We start from the raw sequence: 21,770 nt of genomic DNA on the forward strand, positions 1-21,770 counted from the left end.
GGATATTTGGGGCAAGATGAAAGGCGAGGGGATGCGCGAGATTCTGATCCGGGGTGCGGGGGTCGTGGTCACCATGGATGCCGCGCGGCGCGAGCTTGCGGGCGCTGACGTGCTCCTGCGGGGCGGAGAAATTGTCAGCCTCGGCAAGGGGTTGCGGACCGAAGGTGAGGTGGTCGAAGCGCGCGGTTGCGTGGTGACGCCGGGGCTCGTGAACACCCATCACCATCTCTATCAGACGCTGACGCGGGCGGTGCCGGGCGGGCAGGATGCGCTCCTTTTCGGCTGGCTGAAGACGCTTTATCCGATCTGGGCGAAGATGGGCCCGGAGGAAATCCGCGTCTCGGCGCTCGCCGGGCTGGCCGAGCTCGCGCTTTCGGGCTGCACGATGAGCTCGGACCATCTCTACATGTATCCCAACGGCGCCCGTCTCGAGGATACGATCGACGCGGCCACCGAGATCGGCCTGCGCTTCCACCCGACCCGCGGCGCCATGTCGATCGGCGAGAGCGCGGGTGGGCTGCCCCCCGATGCGCTGGTCGAGCGCGAGGCCGCGATTCTCGAGGATTGCATCCGGGTGATCGACGCCTTCCACGACCCGCATGAGGGCGCGATGGTCCGCGTCTGCGTGGCGCCCTGTTCGCCGTTTTCGGTTTCGCGCGAGCTGATGCGCGATGCGGCGCTGCTTGCCCGCGACAAGGGCGTCATGCTGCACACCCATCTGGCCGAAAACGACGAGGATATCGCCTATTCCGAGGCGCAGTTCGGCTGCCGCCCCGGCCAATATGCCGAGGATCTCGGCTGGACTGGCGCGGATGTCTGGCATGCGCATTGTGTGAAACTCGATTGTTCGGAAATTGAAGTTTTTGCCCGCACGGGCACCGGGGTTGCCCATTGTCCCTGTTCGAATTGTCGTCTTGGTTCCGGGATCGCGCCGGTGCGGGCGATGCGCGATGCGGGGGTGAAAGTGGCGCTTGGGGTCGATGGATCGGCCAGCAATGACGCGGGCGCGCTGATTGCCGAGGCGCGTCAGGCGATGCTCTTGCAGCGGGTGCAAAACGGCGCCGATGCGATGAGCGCGCGCGAGGCGCTCGAGATCGCAACCTTGGGCGGCGCGCGGGTTCTGGGCCGCCCCGAGCTTGGCCAGATCGCGCCGGGCAAGCGCGCCGATCTCGCGCTGTGGGATGTCTCGGGCCTCGAGGCCGCCGGCGCCTGGGATCCGGTCGCGGCGCTGGTGCTGTGCGGCATGACCCGGGTCAAACATCTCTTCGTCGAGGGCCGCCAGGTGGTGCGCGACGGCGCGCTCACCACGATCGACCTCGGGCGCACCATCGCGCATCAGACCCGCCTCGCGCGGCGGCTCGCGGCGTGATCAGCGCCGCTTCTGCCCGCCGACCCAGACGCTGGTGATCGCCCGGTCATCGCCCATCATGATCGTCGGGAAGAGCGCCTCCCAGAACCCCTCGGCGCGCGCCGCCCGCTGCGCGATCGCCGGCGTCGAGGCGAGATCCACCACGATCAGATCGGCCTCCATCCCCGCCGCCAGATTGCCGATTTTATCCGCAACCCCAAGGGCTTGCGCCGAGGCCCCGGTGGCGAGCCACCATAGCTGCGCGGGGTGAAGGGGCATGTGGCGCAGCTGCGCGATCTCATAGGCCGCGGCCATCGTGCGCAGCATCGAGAAGCTCGAGCCGCCCCCCGTATCGGTCGCGAGCCCGACCCGCATCCGCGCCGCCACCCCCGCCATGTCAAAAAGCCCCGAGCCGATGAATGTGTTCGAGGTCGGGCAATGCACCACCGCCGCGCCCACCTCCGCCAGCCGGTCGATCTCGCGCGGCTCGAGATGGATCGCATGGCCGTAAAGCCCGTTTGCGCCCAAGAGCCCGAAGGCCTCATAAGTGTCGAGATAATCGCGCGCCTGCGGGAACAGCCCCTTCACCCAGGCGATCTCGTCGGTCTGCTCGCTCAGATGGGTCTGCATCAGACAGTCCGGGTGCGCGGCCCAGAGCGCGCCAAGCGCCTCGAGCTGCTCGGGGCTCGAGGTCGGCGAAAATCGCGGCGTGATCACATAGGAGAGCCGCCCCCGCCCATGCCAGCGCGCCAAAAGCGCCGCCGATTGGTCATAGGCCGTGGCCGGCGTGTCGCGCAGCCCCTCGGGCGCGTTGCGGTCCATGCAGGTCTTGCCGCCAAAGGCCCGCATCCCCCGCGCCTCGGCGGCGCCAAAAAACGCCTCGACGCTCTCGGGATGGATCGTGCAATAGCTGCACATCGCCGTCGTGCCATGCGCAAGCGCCAGGTCGAAATAGCGCTCCGCCACCGCCGCCGCATAGGCCGGGTCGGCAAAGCGCATCTCCTCGGGGAAGGTGTAACTCTCCAGCCAGTCGATCAGCCGCTTTCCCCAGCTCGCGATGATTGCGGTCTGCGGGTAATGCACATGCGCGTCGATGAACCCCGCCGAGATCAGCGCCTGCCCGTAATCATGCAGCCGCGCCGCCGGATAGGCCGCGCGCAGATCCGCCGCCGCGCCGACCGCCACGATCCGCCCCTCGGCCACCGCCACCGCGCCGCACGCCTCATGCCGCGCCGCCGCCGCCCCTTCGCGCAGCGGATCGCCCTCGAAACTCAACACCTGTCCCAGCAGCAGATCGACCATCGCGCCCCCCTTCGGTTCGCCCCAGCCTAGGCCCGCGCACCCGTCGGGGGCAAGCGCTCTTGCCCCGCCGCCCGCGAGCCCCGCCCGTGCTTGCGTATTTGAGCCAAGAAGAAACGGCAGGCCTGCGCGAGTTTCCCTTCTTCTTGGTCCAAATACGCAAATTCTGTCCTGCCCACCCGGCGCCCGGGCCGCGTTTTTCTCCCCCCGCCCCCTGTCGCCCGGCGGCGGGCTTCGGTAAGGTGCGCCAAAACAGGGGGTCGCATGGCGGAAGAACGCTCGGACGAGCATGAGCGCGAAGAAGAGGATTATCGGCTCGACGGCGATCTCGTCGACCGGATCACCGACGCCGCCGACAGTGGCGAGGCCGAGCGCCTCGCCGCGCTCCTCGAGCCACTCCACGCCGCCGATATCGCCGACCTTCTCGAACAGGTTTCCCCCGCCGAGCGGCGCGACATCTTGCGCCTTTGGGGCCGCGAGATCGACGGCGAGGTGCTCACCGAGATCGACGAATCCATCCGCGAGGAGGTCATCGAGGCGCTGCCGAAGGATGTCCTCGCCGAGGCCGTGCGCGAGCTTGATTCCGATGATGTCGTCGACCTGATCGAAGACCTCGAGGAGCCCCAGCAGGAGGCGATCCTCGAGGCGCTCGACGAGACCGACCGTGCCGCGGTCGAGCAATCGCTGACCTATCCCGAATATTCCGCCGGCCGCCTGATGCAGCGCGAGGTCGTCACCGCGCCCGAACATTGGAGCGTCGGCGAGACGATCGATTTCCTGCGCCGCGAGGATGAGCTCCCCGATCAGTTCTACCACGTCATCCTCGTCGACCCGGGCCACCACCCGATCGGCTATGTCACGCTCGGCAAATTGCTCGCCTCGAAGCGCGACATGGCGCTCACCGAGATCACCGAGGACAGCTTCCGCACCATCTCCGCCTGGCAGGAAGAGGCCGATGTCGCCTATGCTTTCAACCAGTATCACCTGATCTCGGCCCCCGTCGTCGACGACCATGACCGCCTCGTCGGCGTGATCACCATCGACGATGCGATGGCCGTGCTCGACGAGGAACACGAGGAAGACATCCTGCGCCTCGCCGGCGTCGGCGATGAGAGCTCGATCACCGACAGCGTGCTCGAAACCGTCCGCCAACGCCTGCCCTGGCTTGGCATCAACATGCTCACCGCGGTGCTCGCCTCCTCGGTGATCAAGCTCTTCGAGGGCACCATCGGCCAGATCGTCGCGCTGGCCGTCCTGATGCCGATCGTCGCCTCGATGGGCGGCAACGCCGGCACCCAGACGCTCACCGTCGCGGTCCGCGCGCTCGCCACCAAGAACCTGACGCAAAGCAACGTCTGGCGGGTGATCCGCCGTGAGGCGCTCGTCGGGCTGACCAATGGCGCGGTCTTCGCGCTCTGCCTCGGCGCGGTCGCCTGGGTCTGGTTCGGCACGCCGGCGCTGGGCCTCGTGATCGCGGCGGCGATGGTCATCAACCTCTTCATCGCCGCCGTCGCCGGCATCGCGGTGCCGCTCGTGCTGGAAAAACTCGGCGCCGACCCGGCGCTCGCCTCGGGCACTTTCGTCACCACGATGACCGATGTCGTCGGCTTTTTCGCCTTTCTCGGGCTCGCAACCGCGGTGCTGCTATGAGTGAAAATCTGACCGAAATCAAAGCGTTCGCCCGAAAGGCCGCGCTGGCTGCGCGCAAGGTGGCGCATGCGCGGGGCCAAGGCGAGGCGGCCTGCCTGCGGCTCTCCGAGGCGCTCGAGCCCTTCGCGGGCCAGCCCGTCGCGGGCTATCTGCCGCTGCGCAGCGAGATCGACCCGCTGCCCGCCATGGCGCGCCATTTCGGCCCGGTCGGGGTGCCGGTGGTGCTTGGCCCCGCGCGGCCGCTGATCTTCCGCCGCTGGACGCCGGAGACGCCGCTGATCCCGGGCGATTTCCAGACCCTGATCCCGGCCGAGGGCGAGGAGATCTTCCCGCGCGTGCTGATCGTGCCGCTCGTCGCCTTTGATGCGCGCGGCTATCGGCTCGGCTATGGCGGCGGCTTTTACGACCGCACGCTGGAGGGGCTGCGCGCGCGCGGCCCGGTCACCGCGATCGGCTTTGCCTTTGCCGCGCAGGAGCTCGAGGAGGTGCCCGTCGAGCCGACCGATCAGCCGCTCGACAGGATCATCACCGAGGCCGGCGAGATCCGCCTGACGCCCTGAGCCCGGTTGACACAGGCGCGCGCGGGGCCCGCACCCTGCGCGCCCCGGGTTTGATCTTCAAGAGGCTGGCATGAAACGCATTTTCTCGCATCTCGGGGCGCTCGCGCTGGCCGCCCCCGCCGCCGCCTCGAGCTGCGAGGAGATGTGGTTCGTGCGCAACCTCGTCTTCGATCGCGCGGGGATGTGCTTTGGCTCGCCGCTCTCCGCCCGCTCGGCGGAGATCGTGGCGCAGATCAAGGGCTTCGAGGCCGATCTCGGCTGTGCGGTCGAGACCTCGCAGACCGGTTTCGAGCTGCCCACCGAGGCGGCGTTGCGAGCCGCCGAGGAGCTGCCGGTGCCCTCGCCGGGGGAGAGCCTCTGTCTTGGGTTCAATGCCCCCACCGTGCCGCTGCGCGCCGCCCCGCGCCTTGAGGCGGAGGTGATCTCTTCAGTCATGGCGGGCGATGCGGTGGGCTTTGGCTATGAGCCGGTCGCGGGGTGGGACTATGTCGTGACGGCGCGCGGCGGCGGCTGGATGCCGGGTGACACGATCGGGCCGGAGAGCTGTGAGGGCTGGGCGGGCTGAGCGGGGCCGGGCGGTCGGGGCCGGGCGGTCGGGGCTGGGCGGTTGGGGCCGGGGCGCAGGGGGCTTTGCCCCCGCGGCCTGCGGCCGCCCCCCGGGATATTTTCGCATCGTTGAAGGGAATTTCGCAGCGCCGGGCGGGGCGGCGGGCGGCGGGCGGTTGCGCGGCGCGCGGGGCGGGCTTATGGGAGGGGCATGAAACTACTCTTCTTGGGCGATGTGATGGGGCGTGCGGGCCGGGCGGCGATTGCCGAGCGGTTGCCGAAGCTGCGCGCGGACTGGGGGCTCGATTTCGTCGTGGTGAACGGCGAGAACGCCTCTTCGGGCATGGGTCTGACGGCGGAGCATGCGAAGCTCCTGCTCGAGGCGGGGGCCGATGTGGTGACGCTGGGCGATCATGCTTTCGATCAGAAGGACATGATCCGCGCGATCGACAGCGAGAGCCGGATCATCCGGCCCTTGAACTTCGCCAAGGAGGCGCCCGGGCGCGGCGCGCGGCTTTACGAGGACCGGCGCGGGCGCAAGGTGCTGGTGGCGCAGGTGCTCGGCCAGGTGTTCATGAAGCGCGCCTTCGACGACCCGTTCTCGGCGGTCGATGCGGTGTTGCGCGCCCATCCGCTCGGCGGGCTCGCGCAGGCGATCTTGATCGATGTCCATTGCGAGGCGACCTCGGAGAAAATGGCGATGGGCCATTTTTGCGACGGTCGCGCCTCGGTGGTGGTCGGCACCCATACCCATGTGCCCACCGCCGATGCGATGGTGCTGCCCGGCGGCACCGCCTATCTGACCGATGCGGGCATGTGCGGCGATTACAACTCGGTGATCGGCATGGAAAAGGCCGAGCCCCTGCGGCGTTTCATCACCGGCATGGCGCGTGATCGCTTCACCCCGGCGAAGGGCGAGGCGACGCTCTCGGGGCTCTATGTCGAGACCGATGACCGCACCGGCCGCGCCACGCGCTGCACCGCGATCCGCGTTGGCGGCCGGCTGCCGCAAGCCGGCCCCGCCTGACTGCCCGGAAAACCGGCACCTGGCTGAGGCCGGGGCGAACTTCGCCGGCGCCCGCGATTGGGCGCTTGCCCCGCCCCGGCCCGCCGCTAATATCGCCCCAGCGCAACAACCGACCGAGGCATCATGATCGACCTTCCGCTTTCCGAGACCGGCACCGCCATCGCGGCGCTTCTCATCGTGGTCGGCATGTTCGTGATGTTCCTGCGCGAGAAATCCCCGCCCGAGGTGGTGGCGATGGGCGGCGCGGCGGTGCTCCTCGTCTTCGGCTTCGTGCCCTACAAGGACGCGGTCGAGAGCCTCTCGAACTCCGCCCCCTGGACGATCGCCTTCATGTTCCTGATCATGGGGGCGCTGGTGCGCACCGGCGCGCTCGACGCCATGACCCGGATGGCCGAGGCCCATATCTCCGCCCGCCCGGTCGCCACCGTGATCTTTCTCTTTGCCGTCACCATGCTCGCCTCGGGGGTGATGAACAACACGCCCGTCGTCGCGGTGATGATCCCGGTCTTCATCCAGGTCGCGCGCAAGATCGGCACCTCGCCCTCGCGCTTCCTGATGCCGCTGAGCTATTTTACCGTGATGGGCGGCATGCTCACCCTGATCGGCACCTCGACCAACATCCTCGTCGATGGCGTGGTGCGCAAGGACGGGCTCGAGCCCTTCGGCATCTTCGAGATCCTGCCCTTGGGCCTCGCCGTCGCCGCCGCGGGCTCGATCTTCATGGCGCTTTTCGCCAAACGCCTCGTGCCCGAGCGCCAGTCGATGTCCTTCCTGCTCGGCCAGCGCCCGAAGATGAAATATTTCACCGAGGTCGCGATCCCGGAGAATTCCGGCCTGATCGGCACCGCGGTGCTCGAGGTCGATGCCTTCAAACGCGAGGGCGTGCGGGTGATCGACGTGCTGCGCGGCGATGCGAGCTTGCGGCGCGATCTCGGGGCGGCGGTGCTCGAGGCGGGCGACCGGGTGGTGCTGCGCACCGAGATGTCGGAACTCCTTTCGATGCAGCAAAACGCCGATCTGCGGCTTGTCGACAAACTCTCCTCGGTGGCGACCGAAACCGTCGAGGTGCTGATCTCGCCGGGCTGCCGGATGATCGGGCGGTCCCTCGGCGAATTGCGCCTGCGCCGCCGCTACGGCGTCTATGTGCTCGCCGCCCACCGGCGCAACCAGAACATCGGCCGCCAGCTCGACGACCTCGTCGTGGTGGTCGGCGATACGCTCCTGCTCGAAGGCGCGCCCGAGGATATTGCGCGCCTTGCCGCCGACATGGATCTCGTCGATGTCTCCAAACCCTCCGCCCGCGCCTTCCGCCGCTCGCATATGCCGATCGCGATCGGCGCGCTCGTCGCGGTGGTGGCGCTCTCGGCCTTCGACGTGGCGCCGATCATGGCGCTCTCGATGGTCGCGGTCTCGGTGATCCTGCTCACCGGCTGCATCGACGCCGATGAAGCGTTCTCCTTCATCGACGGCCGGCTTCTGGCGATGATCTTCTCGATGCTGGTGGTGGGCTCGGCGCTCGAGGCCTCGGGCTCGGTCAAGCTGATCGTCGATGCGGTCTCGCCCTGGCTGGGCACGCTGCATCCGCTCGCCGCGCTCTTTGCGGTCTATTTCCTCGGCACGATCATGACCGAGTTCCTCTCCAACAACGCCGTCGCGGTGATCTACACCCCGATCGCGATCAAACTCGCGCTCGCGCTCGGGCTCGATCCGCGCCCCTTCGCGGTGGCGGTGATGTTCTCGGCCTCGGTGGCCTTCGCCACGCCGATCGGCTATCAGACCCATATGATGGTCTACGGCCCCGGTGGCTACCGCTTCTCGGATTTCCTGCGTCTGGGGATCCCGCTCGATATCGTCACCGGCATCGTCGCCTGTCTCGTCATTCCCCTCGTCTGGCCGCTGTGAGGTTTTCCATGCGCCTGCTTCCCCTCGTTTCCGCCGCCGCCGCGCTCGCGCTTTCCGCCTGCGGGATCTCGCCTTACCCCGCCAACCCCGACCGCGTGACCCTGATGGGCGACACGCTCACCGTGCATTTCTTCGACGGCACCTCGTGCAAGGCCGATGTCCGCGAGGCCCCCGCCGGCCATTTCCCCGCCTGCGCCCAGCCGATGGATTACGATGTCGAGATCTTGCACAAGGCGCTGATGGAGAGCGGCCCGCTCGCCACCCAGCCCTATGCCCATATCCGCCTCACCCGCGTCTCCGATGGCCGCGTGTGGCTTTGGGAAACCCCGCAAGAGGCGCGCTCGGGCCAATCGATGACCGATCCGGTGCATTACTTCTGACCGCGCCGCTTGCGGCCCGCCCCCCGGCTGGCATATAGAGGCCGCAATTCTTAGAGATTGTGACGGAGAAGGTCATGGCAGGCCATTCCAAATGGGCGAACATCCAGCACCGCAAGGGCAAGCAGGATGCGATCCGCTCGAAAATGTTCTCGAAACTCGCCAAGGAGATCACGGTCGCGGCGAAAATGGGCGACCCCGATCCCGACAAGAACCCGCGGCTGCGTCTGGCGGTGAAGGCGGCGAAATCGCAGTCGATGCCGAAGGACGTGATCGACCGCGCGATCAAGAAATCGCAGATGGGCGATGCGGCGGATTACACCGAGATCCGCTATGAGGGCTACGGCCCGAACGGCATCGCGATCATCGTCGAGGCGCTGACCGACAACCTCAACCGCACCGCCTCCAACGTGCGCAGCTATTTCACCAAGGCCGGCGGCAACCTCGGCCAGACCGGCTCGGTCAGCCACGGCTTCGACCGCGTGGGCGAGATCTCCTACCCGGTTGCGGCGGGCGATGCCGATACGGTGATGATGGCGGCGCTTGAGGCCGGCGCCGATGATGTCGAAAGCGACGAAGACGGCCACTTCATCTATTGCTCGGTCGAAGGGCTGAGCGAAGTGTCGGAGGCGCTCGAGAAGGCGCTGGGCGAATCGACCGAATCGAAGCTGATCTGGAAACCCCAGACCACCACCGAGGTCGATCTCGAAACCGCGCAAAAGCTGATGAAGCTGATCGACGCGCTCGAAGAGGATGACGATGTGCAAACCGTCACCCATAACTTCGACGTGCCCGAGGATGTCGCGGCGCAGCTCTGAGCCGCCCGCCCCGCTCTTTCGCAACCGCCCCGGCCCGCCCGGGGCGTTTTGCACTCTCCTGCCCGGCTCCGGCGCGGCCAAAACCGTCGAATTTGCGTATTTGGACCAAGAAGAAACCAGCGGGATTGCGCGACTCTCCCGTTTCTTCTTGGCAAAAATACGCACTTCCCCCGGCAGCAAACCGCGCGCGGCCGGGGGATCAGACCTGCAACAGCCCCGCCTTCGCCGCCGCCCGGATCGCGCGGGTGAGCGGCGCGAGCGGCCCGCGCAACCGCCGCTGGCTTTGCCAGTAGAGCGCCACCTCGAGCGGCGCGGGCGCGAGCGTCACGAGCCGCCCCGCGGTGATCGCGCGATTGACCAGCCGGTCGGGGTTCATCCCCCAGCCCAGCCCCCGCTCCGCCGCTTCGACAAAGGCGGTCGAGGAGCCGATCCGGTGGCAGGGCAGCGCCACCCGCGCGCCCGTCAGCGCCGCGACCCAATCGTGCTGGAGGCGGTCCTTTTCGTTGAAGAGGAGCGCGGGCGCGCGGGCGAAGGCCTCTGCGCTCGGCCCTTGCGGGAAATATCGGGCGGCAAAGGCGGGGCTGGCGGTGGCGAGATAGCGCAGATGGCCCAGGCTCACCACATCGCAGCCCGGCACCGGCTCGCCCGAGCCGGTGACCGCGGCCACCACCTCGCCGCGCCGGAGCCACTCGGCCGAATGGTCCTGATCGTCGATCACGAGGTCGAAGAGCCGCCCCTCGACCTCGGCGAGCGCGCCGATCACCCAGGTCGCGAGGCTGTCGGCGTTCACCGCGATGCGCAGGACCGGCGGGCTCGCGCGCGGGGCGAGCTCGGCCTCCATCAAGGCCACCGCCTGTGCGTGGCGCGCGAGCCGGAGCCCCTCCTCGGTGCCGCGGCAGGGCTGGCCGCGGATCACCAGCACCGCGCCGACCCGCTCCTCGAGCTGTTTGATGCGGATCGAGACGGCGGGCGGCGTCAGCCCGAGCGCGCGCGCCGCCCCCTCGAAGGAGCCTGCGGAGAGCACGGCGCAGAGCGCCTCGAGCGCGGCATAGTCAAACATAAGAATTCCTTACGCAGCCTTATCCAAATTAAATAGCTTAAATCCTGCGCAAAGGCTACCGAGGCGGTCGGAGGGCCTCATGGACACATCTCTCATCGCCGCGCTGGCGGGGTTCAAACTCGGGCTGGGGCTGATCGTCGCGATCGGCGCGCAGAACGCCTTTGTGCTGCGCCAGGGGCTGCGGCGCGAACATGTCTTCGCGGTCGCGCTCTTCTGTGCGGGCTCGGATGCGGCGCTGATCGCGCTGGGCGTCTTTGGCGGGGCGGTGGCGCTCGCGGCGGCGCCGGGCTTGGGCGCGGCTCTGCGCTGGGGGGGCGTGGCGTTTCTGAGCTGGTATGCGCTGCGCGCCGCGCGCGCGGCCTGGCGGGGCGGGGAGGCGCTCGCGCCGGGGCAGGGGGCGGTGGTGCCGCTGCGGGGGGTGTTGCTCACGCTCGCGGCGCTCACTTGGCTCAACCCGCATGTTTGGCTCGATACCGTCGTGCTCCTCGGCGCGGTCTCGGCGCAATTTCCGGGCGCCGGCCCGGCCTTTGCGGCGGGCGCCTCTATGGCGTCATTTTTCTTTTTCTTTTCCTTGGCTTACGGGGCACGCTGGCTGGCGCCGCTGTTTGCCCGGCCGCTCACTTGGCGGCTTCTTGATGCCGGTATCGCGCTCCTGATGGCCTCGATCGCGGTGCGGCTGGCCCTGGGCGCGCTGTAACCCATACAAATGCGCCCTTGCGGGGGGGCGGGGCTTCGGCTCATCTGGCGCGATGACCCAGACCGCCGCCCCGCCGCACCCGCAAGACCGCCCCGTGCAGGGCGTTCTGTGGATGCTCGCGACCACGCTCTCCTTCACCGGCGTCAATGTGATCGTGCATATGCTCGGCACCGGCCTGCCGGCGGCGCAGACCTCTTTTGTGCGCTTCGCCTGGGGGCTGCTCTTTGTGCTACCGGGGCTGTGGCATCTGGCGACGACCCGCTACCCCGGGCGGATCTGGGCGCTATTCGGGCTGCGCGGGGCCTTGCAGGCGATCGCGGTGCTCTTGTGGTTCTTCGCCATGGCGCGGATCCCGATCGCCGATGTCACCGCGATCGGCTATCTCAACCCGATCGTCGTCACGCTGGGCGGCGCGCTTCTGCTGGGCGAGGGCTTTGCCTGGCGGCGCGGCGTAGCGGTAGTGGTGGCGCTCCTCGGTGCCCTCATCATCTTGCGTCCGGGGCTGCGCGCGGTCGAGCCCGGCCATCTCGCGCAACTGGGCGCTGCGCTGTTCTTCGGGCTCGCCTATATCATCTCGAAACACCTCACCCGCGCGGTGCCGGCGGGCGCGATCGTGGCGATGATGACGCTCGCGGTAACGCTGTGCCTCGCGCCCGTCGCGGCGCTGAACTGGCAACCGATGACGCTTCCCGAAACGCTCTGGCTCGCCGCAACCGCCGCCTTCGCCACCGCCGGGCATTATTTCATGACCCGCGCCTTTGCCGCCGCGCCCGTGACCGTGACGCAACCCGTCGCCTTCCTCCAGCTCGTCTGGGGAGCGCTGTCGGGGGCGCTGATCTTTGGCGAGGGGATCGACCCCTTCGTGCTCCTCGGCGGCGGGCTGATCATCGGCTCGATCAGCTACATGACCTGGCGCGAGGCGCAGATCAAACGCCGCGCGACGCCGCCGTTCCCGGCGACAAAGATCTGAGGCGCCTCGATCAAGCCGTTGAATTTGCGTATTTTTGCCAAGAAGAAACGAAGGGGTTTCGGCGATCCCTTCCGTTTCTTCTTGGTTCAAATACGCAAAATCCGTCAGCGCAACCGGGCCGAACGCGGGTCGATGAGCTTGCGCAGCACATTCTCGCGGGTGATCCGCCGGCCGCCTTCGATGGCGATTTCGGGCGCCTCGATCAGCGCCTCCATCAGCGCGCGCACCGGGGTATCGGCGGCGAAGGGGGCGCCGGCGGCGGCGCCGTCGGTGGCCAGATCCTCGGCGGTGAGCACGCCGAGCGGGTTCATATGGGCCACGAAATCGGCGACGTAATCATCGACCGGGTTGGCGATGATTTCGCGCGCGGTGCCGAGCTGCACGAGCCGCCCGCCCTCCATCAACGCGATCCGGTTGCCGAGCTTGAAGGCTTCGTCGAGGTCATGGCTGACGAAGATGATCGTGCGTTTGAGCTTCGCCTGAAGCTCGAGGAGTTCATCCTGGAGCTTCGCGCGGATCAGCGGGTCGAGGGCGGAAAAAGGCTCATCCATCAAGAGGATAGGCGCATCGGTGGCGAAGGCGCGCGCCAGCCCCACGCGCTGTTGCATGCCGCCCGAGAGCTCGCCCACGCGCCGGTCCGCCCAGGCCGAGAGGCCGACGAGGTCGAGCTGGGCCGCGACGCGTTCGGCGCGCTCGGCCTTCGACATGCCGCCGAGTTCGAGCCCGAGGCCGACGTTTTCGCGCACGCTGCGCCAGGGCAGGAGGCCGAATTGCTGAAACACCATCGCCACGCGGTGCAGCCGGATCTCGCGCAGCGTGGCGGCATCGGCATGCGTCACATCGACGAGTTTGGCGCCATCCGAGACGAGAACCGCGCCGCGGCAGACCGGGTTGAGCCCGTTCACCGCGCGCAGGAGCGTCGATTTGCCCGAGCCCGAGAGGCCCATCAGCACGAGGATCTCGCCCTCGGCGACCTCGAGCGCGCAATCATGCACGCCGAGCACCTGGCCGGTTTCGCGCTGGATCTCGGCGCGGCTCCGGCCTTGATCCATCAGCGGCAGGGCGCGTTCGGGGGTATCGCCGAAGACGATGGAAACATTATCGAATTTGACGGCGGTCTGGGTCATTTGCCCCCCCCATGCGCAGCATCCGGTCTAGGATGATGGCGACGACGACGATGATGAAGCCCGATTCGAAGCCGAGCGCGGTGTTGACGGAGTTGAGCGCGCGCACCACCGGCACGCCGAGCCCGTTGGCGCCGACCAGCGCCGCGATCACCACCATCGAGAGCGAGAGCATGATCGTCTGGTTGAGCCCCGCCATGATCTGCGGCGTGGCATAGGGGAGCTCCACCTTCCACAGCACCTGGCCCGGGGTGGCGCCGAAAGCGCGCGCGGCCTCAAGGAGCGGCTGCGGGGTCGAGACCACGCCCAGATAGGTCAGCCGGATCGGCGCGGGCAGCACGAAGATCACCGTGGCGATCAGGCCGGGCACCATGCCGATGCCGAAAAACACAATCGCCGGAATGAGATAGACGAAGGTCGGCAGGGTCTGCATGAGATCGAGCACGGGTTGCAGCGCGGCATGGAGGCGCGGGCGGTGGGCGGTGGCGATGCCGATCGGCACGCCGATCGCCATGCAGACCACGCAGGCCGAGAGCACGAGGGTGAGGCTCTCCGTCGTCTCTTTCCAGTAACCTTGATTGAGGATGAACAGGAACCCCGCGAGCACGAGCGCGGCGGTCTTCCAGTTGCGTTGCAGCCCCCAGGTCAGCGCCGCGAAAACGGCGATGATGGCGAGCGGCGGGGGCGCTTGCAGCCCCCACAGAATTGCGTCGATGAGCGCCTGCATCAGCGCCGAGAGCGTGTCGAAAAACCCGCCGGCATGGGTCTGGAGCCAGTCGAAGACGACCTTTGCGGTCTTGCCGATCGGAAGCTTGTGATCCGTGAGCCACTCCATTCGGTGGAGTCCCTTTCGCGAATGGGGCGCCGGGCGGCGGCCGCCCGGCGCCGGATGGTCAGTTCAGGGCGGCGGTCACGGCGGCGAGGGCGTCGCCCCCGTCTTTGGTCGTCACGCCCTCAAGCCAGGGCCCGAGCACCTCGGGGTGTTTGGCGAGCCAGGCCTTCGCGGCCTCGGCCGGGTCTTCGCCCTGATCGAGGATCGCGCCCATGATCTCATTCTCCATCGCGAGAGAGAAGCTGAGGTTTTTCAGGAGTTTGCCGGTATTCGGGCAGTCGGCGACATAGCCCTTGCGGGTGTTGGTCATGACCTCGGCGCCGCCGAAATTCGGGCCGAAGAACTCATCGCCCCCCGAGAGATAGGTGAGTTTGAAATTGGCGTTCATCGGGTGGGGCTCCCAGCCGAGGAAGACCACGGGCTTGTCGCCCTTGTCGGCGCGCGCGACCTGCGCGAGCATCCCTTGCTCGGAGCTTTCGAGCACCTCGAAGCCCTTGAGACCAAAGGCATCCTTGCCGATCATGTCCATGATCAGCCGGTTGCCGTCATTGCCCGGCTCGATGCCGTAGATCTTGCCTTCGAGCGCGTCCTTGTGGGCGGCGATATCGGCGAAATCCTTGATGCCGAGGGCGGCGCCGGCGGCGTTGGTGGCGAGCGTGTATTTCGCGCCGGTGAGGTTGGTGCGCAGGATCTCGACGGTGCCCGCATCGCGATAGGGGGCGATATCGGCCTCCATCGTCGGCATCCAGTTGCCGAGGAACACATCGACATCGCCGCCGGCGAGCGCGGTATAGGTCACCGGCACCGAGAGCAGCTTGATATCGGTTTCATAGCCGAGCGCCTGCAGCACGGTGGTGGTCACGGCGGTCGTCGCGGTGATGTCGGTCCAGCCGACATCGGAGAAGGTTACTTTATCGCAGCCCGCGGCCGCGGCGCCCGAGGCGAGCGCGAGGCTGGCGGCGCCGGCGAGAAGGATAGGACGAAGGGTCATGGTAGTCTCCCGTTGGTTAGTCCGGTCTGGTGCGGCTTTTTGTTGATTGACGAGTCAATAAACTTGCCATAGCTCCGAAAAAGGCAAGGACTTTTTTCGAAAGGGGCCCAAACCGATGCCGAAGCTTGGAGCAGAGCCTATTCGACGGGCGGCTTTGGTGAAAGCGACGATCGAGGCCGTTGGGGAAGCGGGCTCGCTCGAAGTCACGGTCGCGCAGATCGCGCGGCGGGCGGGGATGAGCTCGGCGCTGGCGCATCATTACTTCGGCTCGAAGGAGCAGATCTTTCTGGCTGCGATGCGCTCGATCCTGACGCTGTACGGCGCGGAGGTGCGCGGCGCGCTCGCCACGGCCGAGGGGCCGGAGGCGCGGCTCAAGGCGATCGTGGCGGGGTCTTTCGCGACCGGCAGCTTCCGGCGCGAGGTGATCTCGGCCTGGCTGAATTTCTACGTTCTGGCGCAGACCAACGGCCAGGCTTTGCGGCTCTTGCGGGTCTATCAGCGGCGGCTGCGCTCGAACCTGCGCCATGAGCTGCGGGCGCTGGTGGGGGCGCGGGCCGAGGAGGTCGCGCGCGGGCTCGGCGCGATGATCGACGGGGTCTATATCCGCGCGGCTTTGGCCGAGGGCGCCCCGGATCGCCGCTATGCCCTTAAAATCGTTATGGAATATCTCAACCGCGAGCTGGGAGACATCGCATGATCGCACAGCCGAAAGCCAGCCATTTCGTCAATGGCGCCTATCTGGAAGACACCGCCGGCGCGGTGATCGAGGTCACCTTCCCGGGCACCGAGGAGGTGATTGCGCGGCTGCATGAAGCGACGCCTGCGGTGATCGAGGCGGCGATTTCGGGCGCCGTCGCGGCGCAGCGCGCCTGGGCCGCGATGAAGCCGGTGGAACGTTCGCGGATCCTGATGCGGGCGGTGGCGCTCATCCGTGAGCGGGGGGCGGAGCTTGCGCTTTTGGAGACGCTCGACACCGGCAAGCCGATCCAGGAGACCGAGGTGGCGGATTGGCCCTCGGGGGCGGATGCGCTCGAATATTTCGCGGGGCTCGCGCCCACGCTGACCGGCGAGACGATGCCGCTCGGCGGCGATTTCGCCTATACGATTCGCGAGCCTTTGGGGGTTTGCGTGGGTATCGGGGCGTGGAACTACCCCAGCCAGATCGCTTGCTGGAAGGCCGCGCCCGCGCTTTCGACCGGCAATGCGATGGTGTTCAAACCCTCCGAGGTGACACCGCTCGGCGCGCTGAAACTGGCGGAGATCTTCATCGAGGCGGGGATGCCGGCGGGGATTTTCAACGTCGTGCAGGGGCGCGGCGCGGCGGGGGCGGCGCTCGCGACCGACCCGCGAATCGCCAAGGTGTCGCTCACCGGCTCGGTGCCGACGGGGGCGCGCGTCTATCAGGCGGCGGCCGCGGGGATGAAACATGTGACGATGGAGCTTGGCGGGAAATCGCCCTTGATCGTCTTTGAGGATGCCGATCTCGAGAGCGCGGTGGGGGCGGCGATGCTGGGGAATTTCTATTCCTCGGGGCAGATCTGTTCGAACGGCACGCGGGTTTTCGTGCAAAAGGGCGTCAAGGCGGCGTTTCTCAAGCGGCTGGCCGAGCGGACGGCGGCGATTCGAGCGGGCGACCCGCGCGACGGGGCGACCCAGTTCGGGCCCTTGGTGAACCGCGCGCAATTCGAGAAGGTGATGGGCTATATCGCCACCGCCAAGGCGGAGGGTGCGAGGCTGATCGCGGGGGGGGCTGCGGGCAATGAGGGGCCGCTCTTCGTGCAGCCGACGGTCTTTGCCGATGTCACCGATGAGATGACGCTCGCGCGCGAGGAGGTTTTCGGGCCGGTGATGGCGGTCTTGGATTTCGAGACCGAGGAGGAGGTCATCGCGCGGGCGAATGGCACGCAATTTGGCCTCGCGGCGGGGGTGTTCACCGGCGATCTGGCGCGCGGGCATCGGGTGATCGGGCAGCTCGCGGCGGGCACTTGCTGGATCAACGCCTATAATCTGACGCCGGTCGAGATGCCGTTCGGGGCGGTGAAGGCCTCGGGGCTCGGGCGGGAAAATTCGCGCGCGGCGGTCGAGCATTACACGCAGGTGAAGGCGGTTTATGTCGGGCTCGGGCCCGTCGACAGCCCCTATTGAGGCCGGCCGGGGCGCGGCCCCCGGACCCCCGGGATATTTGGACATCGTTGAAGGATCGGGTGATGAAGGCGGAGTATGTGGTCGTTGGGGCGGGCTCGGGCGGGACGGCGCTGGCCTATCGGCTGGCGGAGGCCGGCAAGCGGGTGGTGATCATCGAGCATGGCGGCTCTGACGCGGGGCCGTTCATCCAGATGCCGGCGGCGCTGAGCTATCCGATGAATATGGGGATCTACGACTGGGGCTTTGGCTCGGAGCCGGAGCCGGGGCTTGGCGGGCGGCGGCTGGTGACGCCGCGGGGCAAGGTCGTGGGGGGCTCGTCCTCGATCAACGGCATGGTCTATGTGCGTGGAAACGCTTGTGATTTTGACACCTGGGCGGAGATGGGGGCGGCGGGCTGGGCCTATGCCGATGTGTTGCCCTATTTCAAGCGGATGGAGCATTGGCACGGCGCGGGGGATGGCGGCGACCCGGCGTGGCGCGGCACGGAGGGGCCGTTGCATGTGACGCGGGGGCCGCGCAAGAACGTGCTTTTCGAGGATTTCATCACCGCGGGGCAGCAGGCGGGCTACCCGATGACGGCCGATTACAACGGCCGCCAGCAGGAGGGATTCGGGCCGATGGAGGCCACGATCTGGCGCGGGCGGCGGTGGTCGGTGGCCAACGCCTATCTGCGGCCGGCGCAAAAGAAGGGCTGGCCGATCGAGGTGGTGCGGGGCTTGGCGCGGCGCGTGGTGATCGAGGGCGGGCGGGCGACCGGCGTCGAGATCGAGCGCGGCGGGCAGATCGAGGTAATTTCAGCGGAAGCCGAGGTGGTGTTGGCGGCGAGCTCGATCAACACGCCGAAGCTCCTGAAGCTCTCGGGCGTGGGGCCGGGCGAGGAGCTGCGTGCGCATGGGATCGAGGTGGTGGCGGACCGCAAGGGGGTGGGGGCGAACCTGCAGGACCATCTCGAGATCTATATGCAATTCGCCGCGACGAAGCCGATAACGCTTTATAAATACTGGAATATCTGGGGCAAGGCGCTGGTGGGGGCGCAGTGGCTTCTGACCGGCAAGGGGCTGGGGGCCTCGAACCAGTTCGAGGCTTGCGGCTTCATCCGTTCGGACAAGGGCATCCGCTACCCCGATATTCAGTATCACTTCCTGCCGATCGCGGTGCGCTATGATGGCAAGGCCTCGGCGGAGGGGCATGGCTTCCAGGTGCATACCGGGCCGATGCGGTCGAAGTCGCGCGGGGCGGTGACGCTGCGCTCGGCCGATCCGCGCGAGGCGCCGGTGATCCGGTTCAATTACATGAGCCACCCCGATGACTGGGCGGAGTTCCGCAAGGTGATCCGGCTGACGCGGGAGATTTTCGCGCAGCCGGCGATGGCGGGGCATGTCAAGCGCGAGATCCAGCCGGGCGCGGGGGTGCAGAGCGATGAGGAGATCGACGCTTTCATCCGGGAGCATGCCGAGAGCGCCTATCACCCCTGCGGCACGGCGCGGATGGGGGCGGCGGATGACCCGGGCGCGGTGGTGGACCCGGAGGGGCGGGTGATCGGGGTGCGGGGGCTGCGCGTCGCCGACAGCTCGATCTTCCCGCAGATCACCAATGGCAACCTCAACGCGCCCTCGATCATGACCGGCGAGAAGGTCGCCGACCATATCCTCGGGCGGCGGTTGCCGAGCGCTAATCTGGAGCCTTGGGTCAACCCCGACTGGCAGGCCTCGCAGCGTTAAGAACGGCCTGCAAGCCCCGGGAAACCGGGGCTTTTCAGGCGATGTCGTAGGGCAGCAACCCGCGGCGATCGGGGTCGACGGTGAGGCGGCGCTCGAGCGGGGGCACCGAGCGCTGGTGGCAGTCCTTGCGCTCGCAGATCCGGCAGGAGATGCCGATCGGCTGATAGGCGCGCGGGTTCGACAGCTCCATGTCATCGGCATAGACGAGGCCGCGGGCATGGCTGATCTCGCAGCCGAGGTTGATCGCGTAGCGGCGCACCGGGGCGGTGAAGGAGCCGCCCGATTTCGAGACATCGCGGGCGATGCAGAGATAGCGCACGCCATCCGGGGTCTCGGCAAGTTGTCGCAGGAATTTCGTCGGCGTTTCAAAGGCTTGGTGGACGTTCCAGAGCGGGCAGGCGCCGCCGAACCGGGCGAATTGCAGCCGCGTGGCGGAGTGGCGCTTGGTGATCGTGCCGGCCTGATCGACGCGGACGAAGAAGAACGGGATGCCCTTGGCGCCGGGGCGCTGAAGGGTGGAGAGCCGGTGTGCGACCTGTTCGATCGAGGCGCCGAACATGTCGGCGAGGCGCTCGAGATCGTGGCGGGTCTCCTGCGCGGCCTCGAGGAAGACGCGGTAGGGCATCAGCGCGGCGCCGGCGAAATAATTCGCGAGGCCGATTTTCGCGATGGCGCGGGCGGTCTCGGATTGGAAGCGGGCGAGGTCGAGCGTGGCCTCGAGAAGCTCGTTCTGGGTGATCAGGGCGACCTGGTGGAGGAGCTGGAAGGCCTGGGTCGCGCGGTTGGCGTGCGAGGAGATGCGGATCTCGTTGCCGTCGCGTTGGCGCAGCGCGGAAATGTTGGAAAATTGAACGTCGACCCCGCGGGCCTCGAGGGCTTCGGTTGCGCGAAGAATGGGGTCCAAGCGGTTGCCATCGGGGCAAGAAAAGCGTTCGGCGGCGCGGTCGACGACATCGATGTAATTGTCGCAATAGTGAAAGAAGTCGCGGACCTCTTCCCAGGGGCTGACGAAGCTCTGACCGGCATCGCGGCCGAGCGCCTCGTCGAGCGAGGCGAGGCGTTCATGGGCCTGGCGATAGGCGCGGTGGAGTTCGAGGAAGGAGCGCGCGAGCGCCGGCGCGTTCGAGGCGGCGAGGCGCAGATCGGCGAGCGGCGGCGCGCCATCGGCGAAGACCGGATCGGCCAGCGCCTCGCGCATGTCGCTCACCAGCCGCTCGGCATCGCCCGCGGAGAGTTCCGTCACATCGAGGCCGAATTCGCCCGCCAGCGCCAGCACCACCGCCGCCGAAACCGGGCGGTGGTTGTTCTCCATCTGGTTGAGATAGGGCAGCGAGACACCGAGCCGGTCGGCGAAGGCTTTTTGCGTCAGCCCGAGGCGGGCGCGCGTCTCGCGCAGTTTCACCCCGGCATAGAGTTTTTGAGTCGCCATGGCGGCCTCCTTTGCAAAGCGAGTGGTAGCTTTGCAAAGGCGTTCCGTCAAACCCCGAGACGCCTGCGCCGGGCCCGGACCCAAAGAAGTGACGCAACGGAAAGTGCGGCGCTCACCAGCATCAGCACGATCAGCGGCAGCGCGGTGGCGCCGGGGCCCAGCAGCGTGCCGGCGAGCGCCGAGAGCGCCGCGCCGCCGCCGATCGTCAGCGTGCCGCCAAGGCCCGAGGCGGTGCCGGCGAGCTCGGGGCGCACCGACATCATCCCGGCATTGGCCGAGGGCAGCGCGAGGCCGTTGCCCAGCCCGATCAGCCCGACGGCGGGGAAGAACGTATAGGCGGAGGCGAGGCCGGTAAGCTCGGCGCCGAGCGCGGCCGCGAGCGCGAGGGTCGCGGTCAGGGTGCCGGCGAGGATCATCCAATCCATCCCGAGGCGGGTGGCGTAGCGGCCGGAGATGAAGTTACCGACCGCATAGCCGAGCGCGGGGAGGGCGAAGAAATAGCCCACCTGCGCGGCACTCAGATGATAGATCTGCGCGCCGACGAAGGGCGCCCCGCCGAGATAGGCAAAGAAGCTGCCCGAGGCGAAGGCGGCGGCCAGCGTATAGCCCCAGAAGCGGTGCGATTTCAACAAGATGGGATAGGAGCGGAGCTGTTCGCGAAAGCCGAGGCCGGGGCCGCGCAGGGTCTCGCCGAGATCGACCCAGGCGAGGATCAGCGTGGCGAGGCCGAAGGCCGCGAGCATGGCGAAATTCGCGCGCCAGCCGAAGGCCTCGTCGAGCGCGCCGCCGATCACCGGGCCGATCATCGGCACCACCGACATGCCCATGGTCACATAGCCGATCATCGAGGCGGCCTCGGGGCCGGGGTGCATGTCGCGCACCATCGCGCGGGTGAGCACGAAGGAGGTGGCGATCGCGGATTGTACCATGCGCGCGGCGAGGAAGGTCTCGGCGGTGGGGGCAACGAGGATCGCGGCGGAGGCGAGCACGAAGATCGCCAGGACCGCGAGTTGCACCGGGCGGCGGCCGAAGCGGTCGGAGATCGGGCCGATCAGGAGCTGGGCCAGCGCTGAGACGGCGAGATAGCCGGAAACGGCGATCTGCATCTGGGCGTAGGGGGCGTCGAAATGGCGCGCCATGCCGGGCAGTGAGGGCAGGAAGATGTTGAGGCTGAGCGCCGCGAGCCCGGAGAGGATCACGAGGGTGACGAGGCGGGGGGGCGAGGGCGTCTGGAGCATGCGCTAGGGGTAGGGGCGCGGCGCGGACTTGTCCAT

The 21,770-nt window shown here is 67.8% G+C and carries 20 protein-coding genes; 13 read left to right on the forward strand and 7 right to left on the reverse strand.

Going from position 1 to position 21,770, the window contains the following annotated elements; translation table 11 throughout:
• Nucleotides 1–31: 31 nt before the first annotated feature.
• Nucleotides 32–1,369, forward strand: a complete 1,338-nt coding sequence (locus tag LPB142_RS06100; RefSeq protein WP_071167150.1) for an 8-oxoguanine deaminase — start codon at nt 32–34, stop codon at nt 1,367–1,369.
• Here the strand turns inward: LPB142_RS06100 and guaD are convergent, their stop codons facing one another.
• On the reverse strand, nt 1,370–2,650 hold the full coding sequence (guaD, locus tag LPB142_RS06105; RefSeq protein ID WP_071165825.1) for a guanine deaminase: 1,281 nt from the start codon (nt 2,648–2,650) through the stop codon (nt 1,370–1,372).
• 261 nt (nt 2,651–2,911) lie between these two features.
• On the opposite strand from guaD, the gene mgtE reads away from it, so the two are divergent.
• From mgtE to LPB142_RS06140, 7 genes are all read left to right on the forward strand, one after another.
• Nucleotides 2,912–4,297, forward strand: coding sequence for a magnesium transporter (gene mgtE / locus LPB142_RS06110; protein WP_068767412.1), 1,386 nt, complete (start codon nt 2,912–2,914; stop codon nt 4,295–4,297).
• Nucleotides 4,294–4,857, forward strand: a complete 564-nt coding sequence (locus LPB142_RS06115; protein WP_068767411.1) for a 5-formyltetrahydrofolate cyclo-ligase — start codon at nt 4,294–4,296, stop codon at nt 4,855–4,857. Before mgtE ends, LPB142_RS06115 begins: the two co-directional genes overlap by 4 nt.
• A gap of 70 nt (nt 4,858–4,927) precedes the next feature.
• Nucleotides 4,928–5,422 carry a DUF4453 domain-containing protein gene (locus LPB142_RS19350; protein WP_071165826.1) on the forward strand — a complete coding sequence of 165 codons (495 nt, stop codon included), beginning with the start codon at nt 4,928–4,930 and terminating at the stop codon, nt 5,420–5,422.
• A 192-nt stretch (nt 5,423–5,614) separates the two neighbouring features.
• A complete protein-coding gene (locus LPB142_RS06125; protein WP_068767409.1) occupies nt 5,615–6,430 on the forward strand; it encodes a TIGR00282 family metallophosphoesterase in 816 nt (271 codons plus the stop codon).
• Between the two features lie 123 nt (nt 6,431–6,553).
• Nucleotides 6,554–8,332, forward strand: a complete 1,779-nt coding sequence (locus LPB142_RS06130) for an SLC13 family permease (protein WP_071165827.1) — start codon at nt 6,554–6,556, stop codon at nt 8,330–8,332.
• A gap of 8 nt (nt 8,333–8,340) precedes the next feature.
• Nucleotides 8,341–8,712: a hypothetical protein gene (locus LPB142_RS06135; RefSeq protein WP_071165828.1), complete on the forward strand. Its 372-nt coding sequence runs from the start codon at nt 8,341–8,343 to the stop codon at nt 8,710–8,712.
• Nucleotides 8,713–8,786: 74 nt separating this feature from the next.
• Nucleotides 8,787–9,527, forward strand: a complete 741-nt coding sequence (locus LPB142_RS06140; RefSeq protein WP_068767406.1) for a YebC/PmpR family DNA-binding transcriptional regulator — start codon at nt 8,787–8,789, stop codon at nt 9,525–9,527.
• Nucleotides 9,528–9,726: 199 nt separating this feature from the next.
• On the opposite strand, the gene LPB142_RS06145 is transcribed toward LPB142_RS06140, so the two are convergent.
• Entirely contained in the window at nt 9,727–10,587 is an 861-nt protein-coding gene (locus LPB142_RS06145) for a LysR family transcriptional regulator ArgP (protein WP_071165829.1), read from the reverse strand.
• A 79-nt stretch (nt 10,588–10,666) separates the two neighbouring features.
• Between LPB142_RS06145 and LPB142_RS06150 the strand changes: the two genes are divergently transcribed.
• Nucleotides 10,667–11,284, forward strand: a complete 618-nt coding sequence (locus LPB142_RS06150) for a LysE/ArgO family amino acid transporter (RefSeq protein ID WP_071165830.1) — start codon at nt 10,667–10,669, stop codon at nt 11,282–11,284.
• A 52-nt stretch (nt 11,285–11,336) separates the two neighbouring features.
• Nucleotides 11,337–12,254: a DMT family transporter gene (locus LPB142_RS06155; protein WP_071165831.1), complete on the forward strand. Its 918-nt coding sequence runs from the start codon at nt 11,337–11,339 to the stop codon at nt 12,252–12,254.
• A 104-nt stretch (nt 12,255–12,358) separates the two neighbouring features.
• Here the strand turns inward: LPB142_RS06155 and choV are convergent, their stop codons facing one another.
• Genes choV through choX form a run of 3 tightly spaced genes read right to left on the reverse strand, consistent with a single transcriptional unit; the run spans nt 12,359 to nt 15,201 of the window.
• Nucleotides 12,359–13,381, reverse strand: coding sequence for a choline ABC transporter ATP-binding protein (gene choV, locus LPB142_RS06160; RefSeq protein ID WP_071165832.1), 1,023 nt, complete (start codon nt 13,379–13,381; stop codon nt 12,359–12,361).
• Nucleotides 13,353–14,213, reverse strand: coding sequence for a choline ABC transporter permease subunit (gene choW / locus LPB142_RS06165; protein ID WP_071165833.1), 861 nt, complete (start codon nt 14,211–14,213; stop codon nt 13,353–13,355). The genes choV and choW overlap by 29 nt, the downstream gene beginning before the upstream one ends.
• Before the next feature lie 58 nt (nt 14,214–14,271).
• On the reverse strand, nt 14,272–15,201 hold the full coding sequence (choX, locus tag LPB142_RS06170) for a choline ABC transporter substrate-binding protein (protein WP_071165834.1): 930 nt from the start codon (nt 15,199–15,201) through the stop codon (nt 14,272–14,274).
• Between the two features lie 115 nt (nt 15,202–15,316).
• Between choX and betI the strand changes: the two genes are divergently transcribed.
• The 3 genes from betI (at nt 15,317) to betA (ending at nt 19,067) form a co-directional block, all read left to right on the forward strand.
• Nucleotides 15,317–15,898: a choline-binding transcriptional repressor BetI gene (gene betI / locus LPB142_RS06175; RefSeq protein WP_071165835.1), complete on the forward strand. Its 582-nt coding sequence runs from the start codon at nt 15,317–15,319 to the stop codon at nt 15,896–15,898.
• On the forward strand, nt 15,895–17,346 hold the full coding sequence (betB, locus tag LPB142_RS06180; RefSeq protein WP_071165836.1) for a betaine-aldehyde dehydrogenase: 1,452 nt from the start codon (nt 15,895–15,897) through the stop codon (nt 17,344–17,346). Before betI ends, betB begins: the two co-directional genes overlap by 4 nt.
• A 62-nt stretch (nt 17,347–17,408) precedes the next feature.
• Nucleotides 17,409–19,067: a choline dehydrogenase gene (gene betA, locus LPB142_RS06185; protein ID WP_071165837.1), complete on the forward strand. Its 1,659-nt coding sequence runs from the start codon at nt 17,409–17,411 to the stop codon at nt 19,065–19,067.
• Between the two features lie 34 nt (nt 19,068–19,101).
• Here betA and LPB142_RS06190 read toward each other — a convergent pair whose 3' ends face one another.
• Together LPB142_RS06190 and LPB142_RS06195 are read right to left on the reverse strand one after the other, a co-directional pair.
• Nucleotides 19,102–20,496, reverse strand: coding sequence for a helix-turn-helix domain-containing protein (locus tag LPB142_RS06190; RefSeq protein WP_071165838.1), 1,395 nt, complete (start codon nt 20,494–20,496; stop codon nt 19,102–19,104).
• A 47-nt stretch (nt 20,497–20,543) separates the two neighbouring features.
• Entirely contained in the window at nt 20,544–21,734 is a 1,191-nt protein-coding gene (locus LPB142_RS06195) for a multidrug effflux MFS transporter (RefSeq protein WP_071165839.1), read from the reverse strand.
• Between the last annotated feature and the right edge of the window lie 36 nt (nt 21,735–21,770).

This window comes from Rhodobacter xanthinilyticus (genome assembly GCF_001856665.1).
Classification (GTDB): domain Bacteria; phylum Pseudomonadota; class Alphaproteobacteria; order Rhodobacterales; family Rhodobacteraceae; genus Rhodobacter; species Rhodobacter xanthinilyticus.

Coding starts and splice junctions, on each gene's coding strand:
- LPB142_RS06100 (WP_071167150.1), top strand. CDS start 32: ATGCGCGAGATTCTGATCCGGGGTGCGGGGGTCGTGGTCACCATGGAT.
- guaD (WP_071165825.1), bottom strand. CDS start 2,650: ATGGTCGATCTGCTGCTGGGACAGGTGTTGAGTTTCGAGGGCGATCCG.
- mgtE (WP_068767412.1), top strand. CDS start 2,912: ATGGCGGAAGAACGCTCGGACGAGCATGAGCGCGAAGAAGAGGATTAT.
- LPB142_RS06115 (WP_068767411.1), top strand. CDS start 4,294: ATGAGTGAAAATCTGACCGAAATCAAAGCGTTCGCCCGAAAGGCCGCG.
- LPB142_RS19350 (WP_071165826.1), top strand. CDS start 4,928: ATGAAACGCATTTTCTCGCATCTCGGGGCGCTCGCGCTGGCCGCCCCC.
- LPB142_RS06125 (WP_068767409.1), top strand. CDS start 5,615: ATGAAACTACTCTTCTTGGGCGATGTGATGGGGCGTGCGGGCCGGGCG.
- LPB142_RS06130 (WP_071165827.1), top strand. CDS start 6,554: ATGATCGACCTTCCGCTTTCCGAGACCGGCACCGCCATCGCGGCGCTT.
- LPB142_RS06135 (WP_071165828.1), top strand. CDS start 8,341: ATGCGCCTGCTTCCCCTCGTTTCCGCCGCCGCCGCGCTCGCGCTTTCC.
- LPB142_RS06140 (WP_068767406.1), top strand. CDS start 8,787: ATGGCAGGCCATTCCAAATGGGCGAACATCCAGCACCGCAAGGGCAAG.
- LPB142_RS06145 (WP_071165829.1), bottom strand. CDS start 10,587: ATGTTTGACTATGCCGCGCTCGAGGCGCTCTGCGCCGTGCTCTCCGCA.
- LPB142_RS06150 (WP_071165830.1), top strand. CDS start 10,667: ATGGACACATCTCTCATCGCCGCGCTGGCGGGGTTCAAACTCGGGCTG.
- LPB142_RS06155 (WP_071165831.1), top strand. CDS start 11,337: ATGACCCAGACCGCCGCCCCGCCGCACCCGCAAGACCGCCCCGTGCAG.
- choV (WP_071165832.1), bottom strand. CDS start 13,381: ATGACCCAGACCGCCGTCAAATTCGATAATGTTTCCATCGTCTTCGGC.
- choW (WP_071165833.1), bottom strand. CDS start 14,213: ATGGAGTGGCTCACGGATCACAAGCTTCCGATCGGCAAGACCGCAAAG.
- choX (WP_071165834.1), bottom strand. CDS start 15,201: ATGACCCTTCGTCCTATCCTTCTCGCCGGCGCCGCCAGCCTCGCGCTC.
- betI (WP_071165835.1), top strand. CDS start 15,317: ATGCCGAAGCTTGGAGCAGAGCCTATTCGACGGGCGGCTTTGGTGAAA.
- betB (WP_071165836.1), top strand. CDS start 15,895: ATGATCGCACAGCCGAAAGCCAGCCATTTCGTCAATGGCGCCTATCTG.
- betA (WP_071165837.1), top strand. CDS start 17,409: ATGAAGGCGGAGTATGTGGTCGTTGGGGCGGGCTCGGGCGGGACGGCG.
- LPB142_RS06190 (WP_071165838.1), bottom strand. CDS start 20,496: ATGGCGACTCAAAAACTCTATGCCGGGGTGAAACTGCGCGAGACGCGC.
- LPB142_RS06195 (WP_071165839.1), bottom strand. CDS start 21,734: ATGCTCCAGACGCCCTCGCCCCCCCGCCTCGTCACCCTCGTGATCCTC.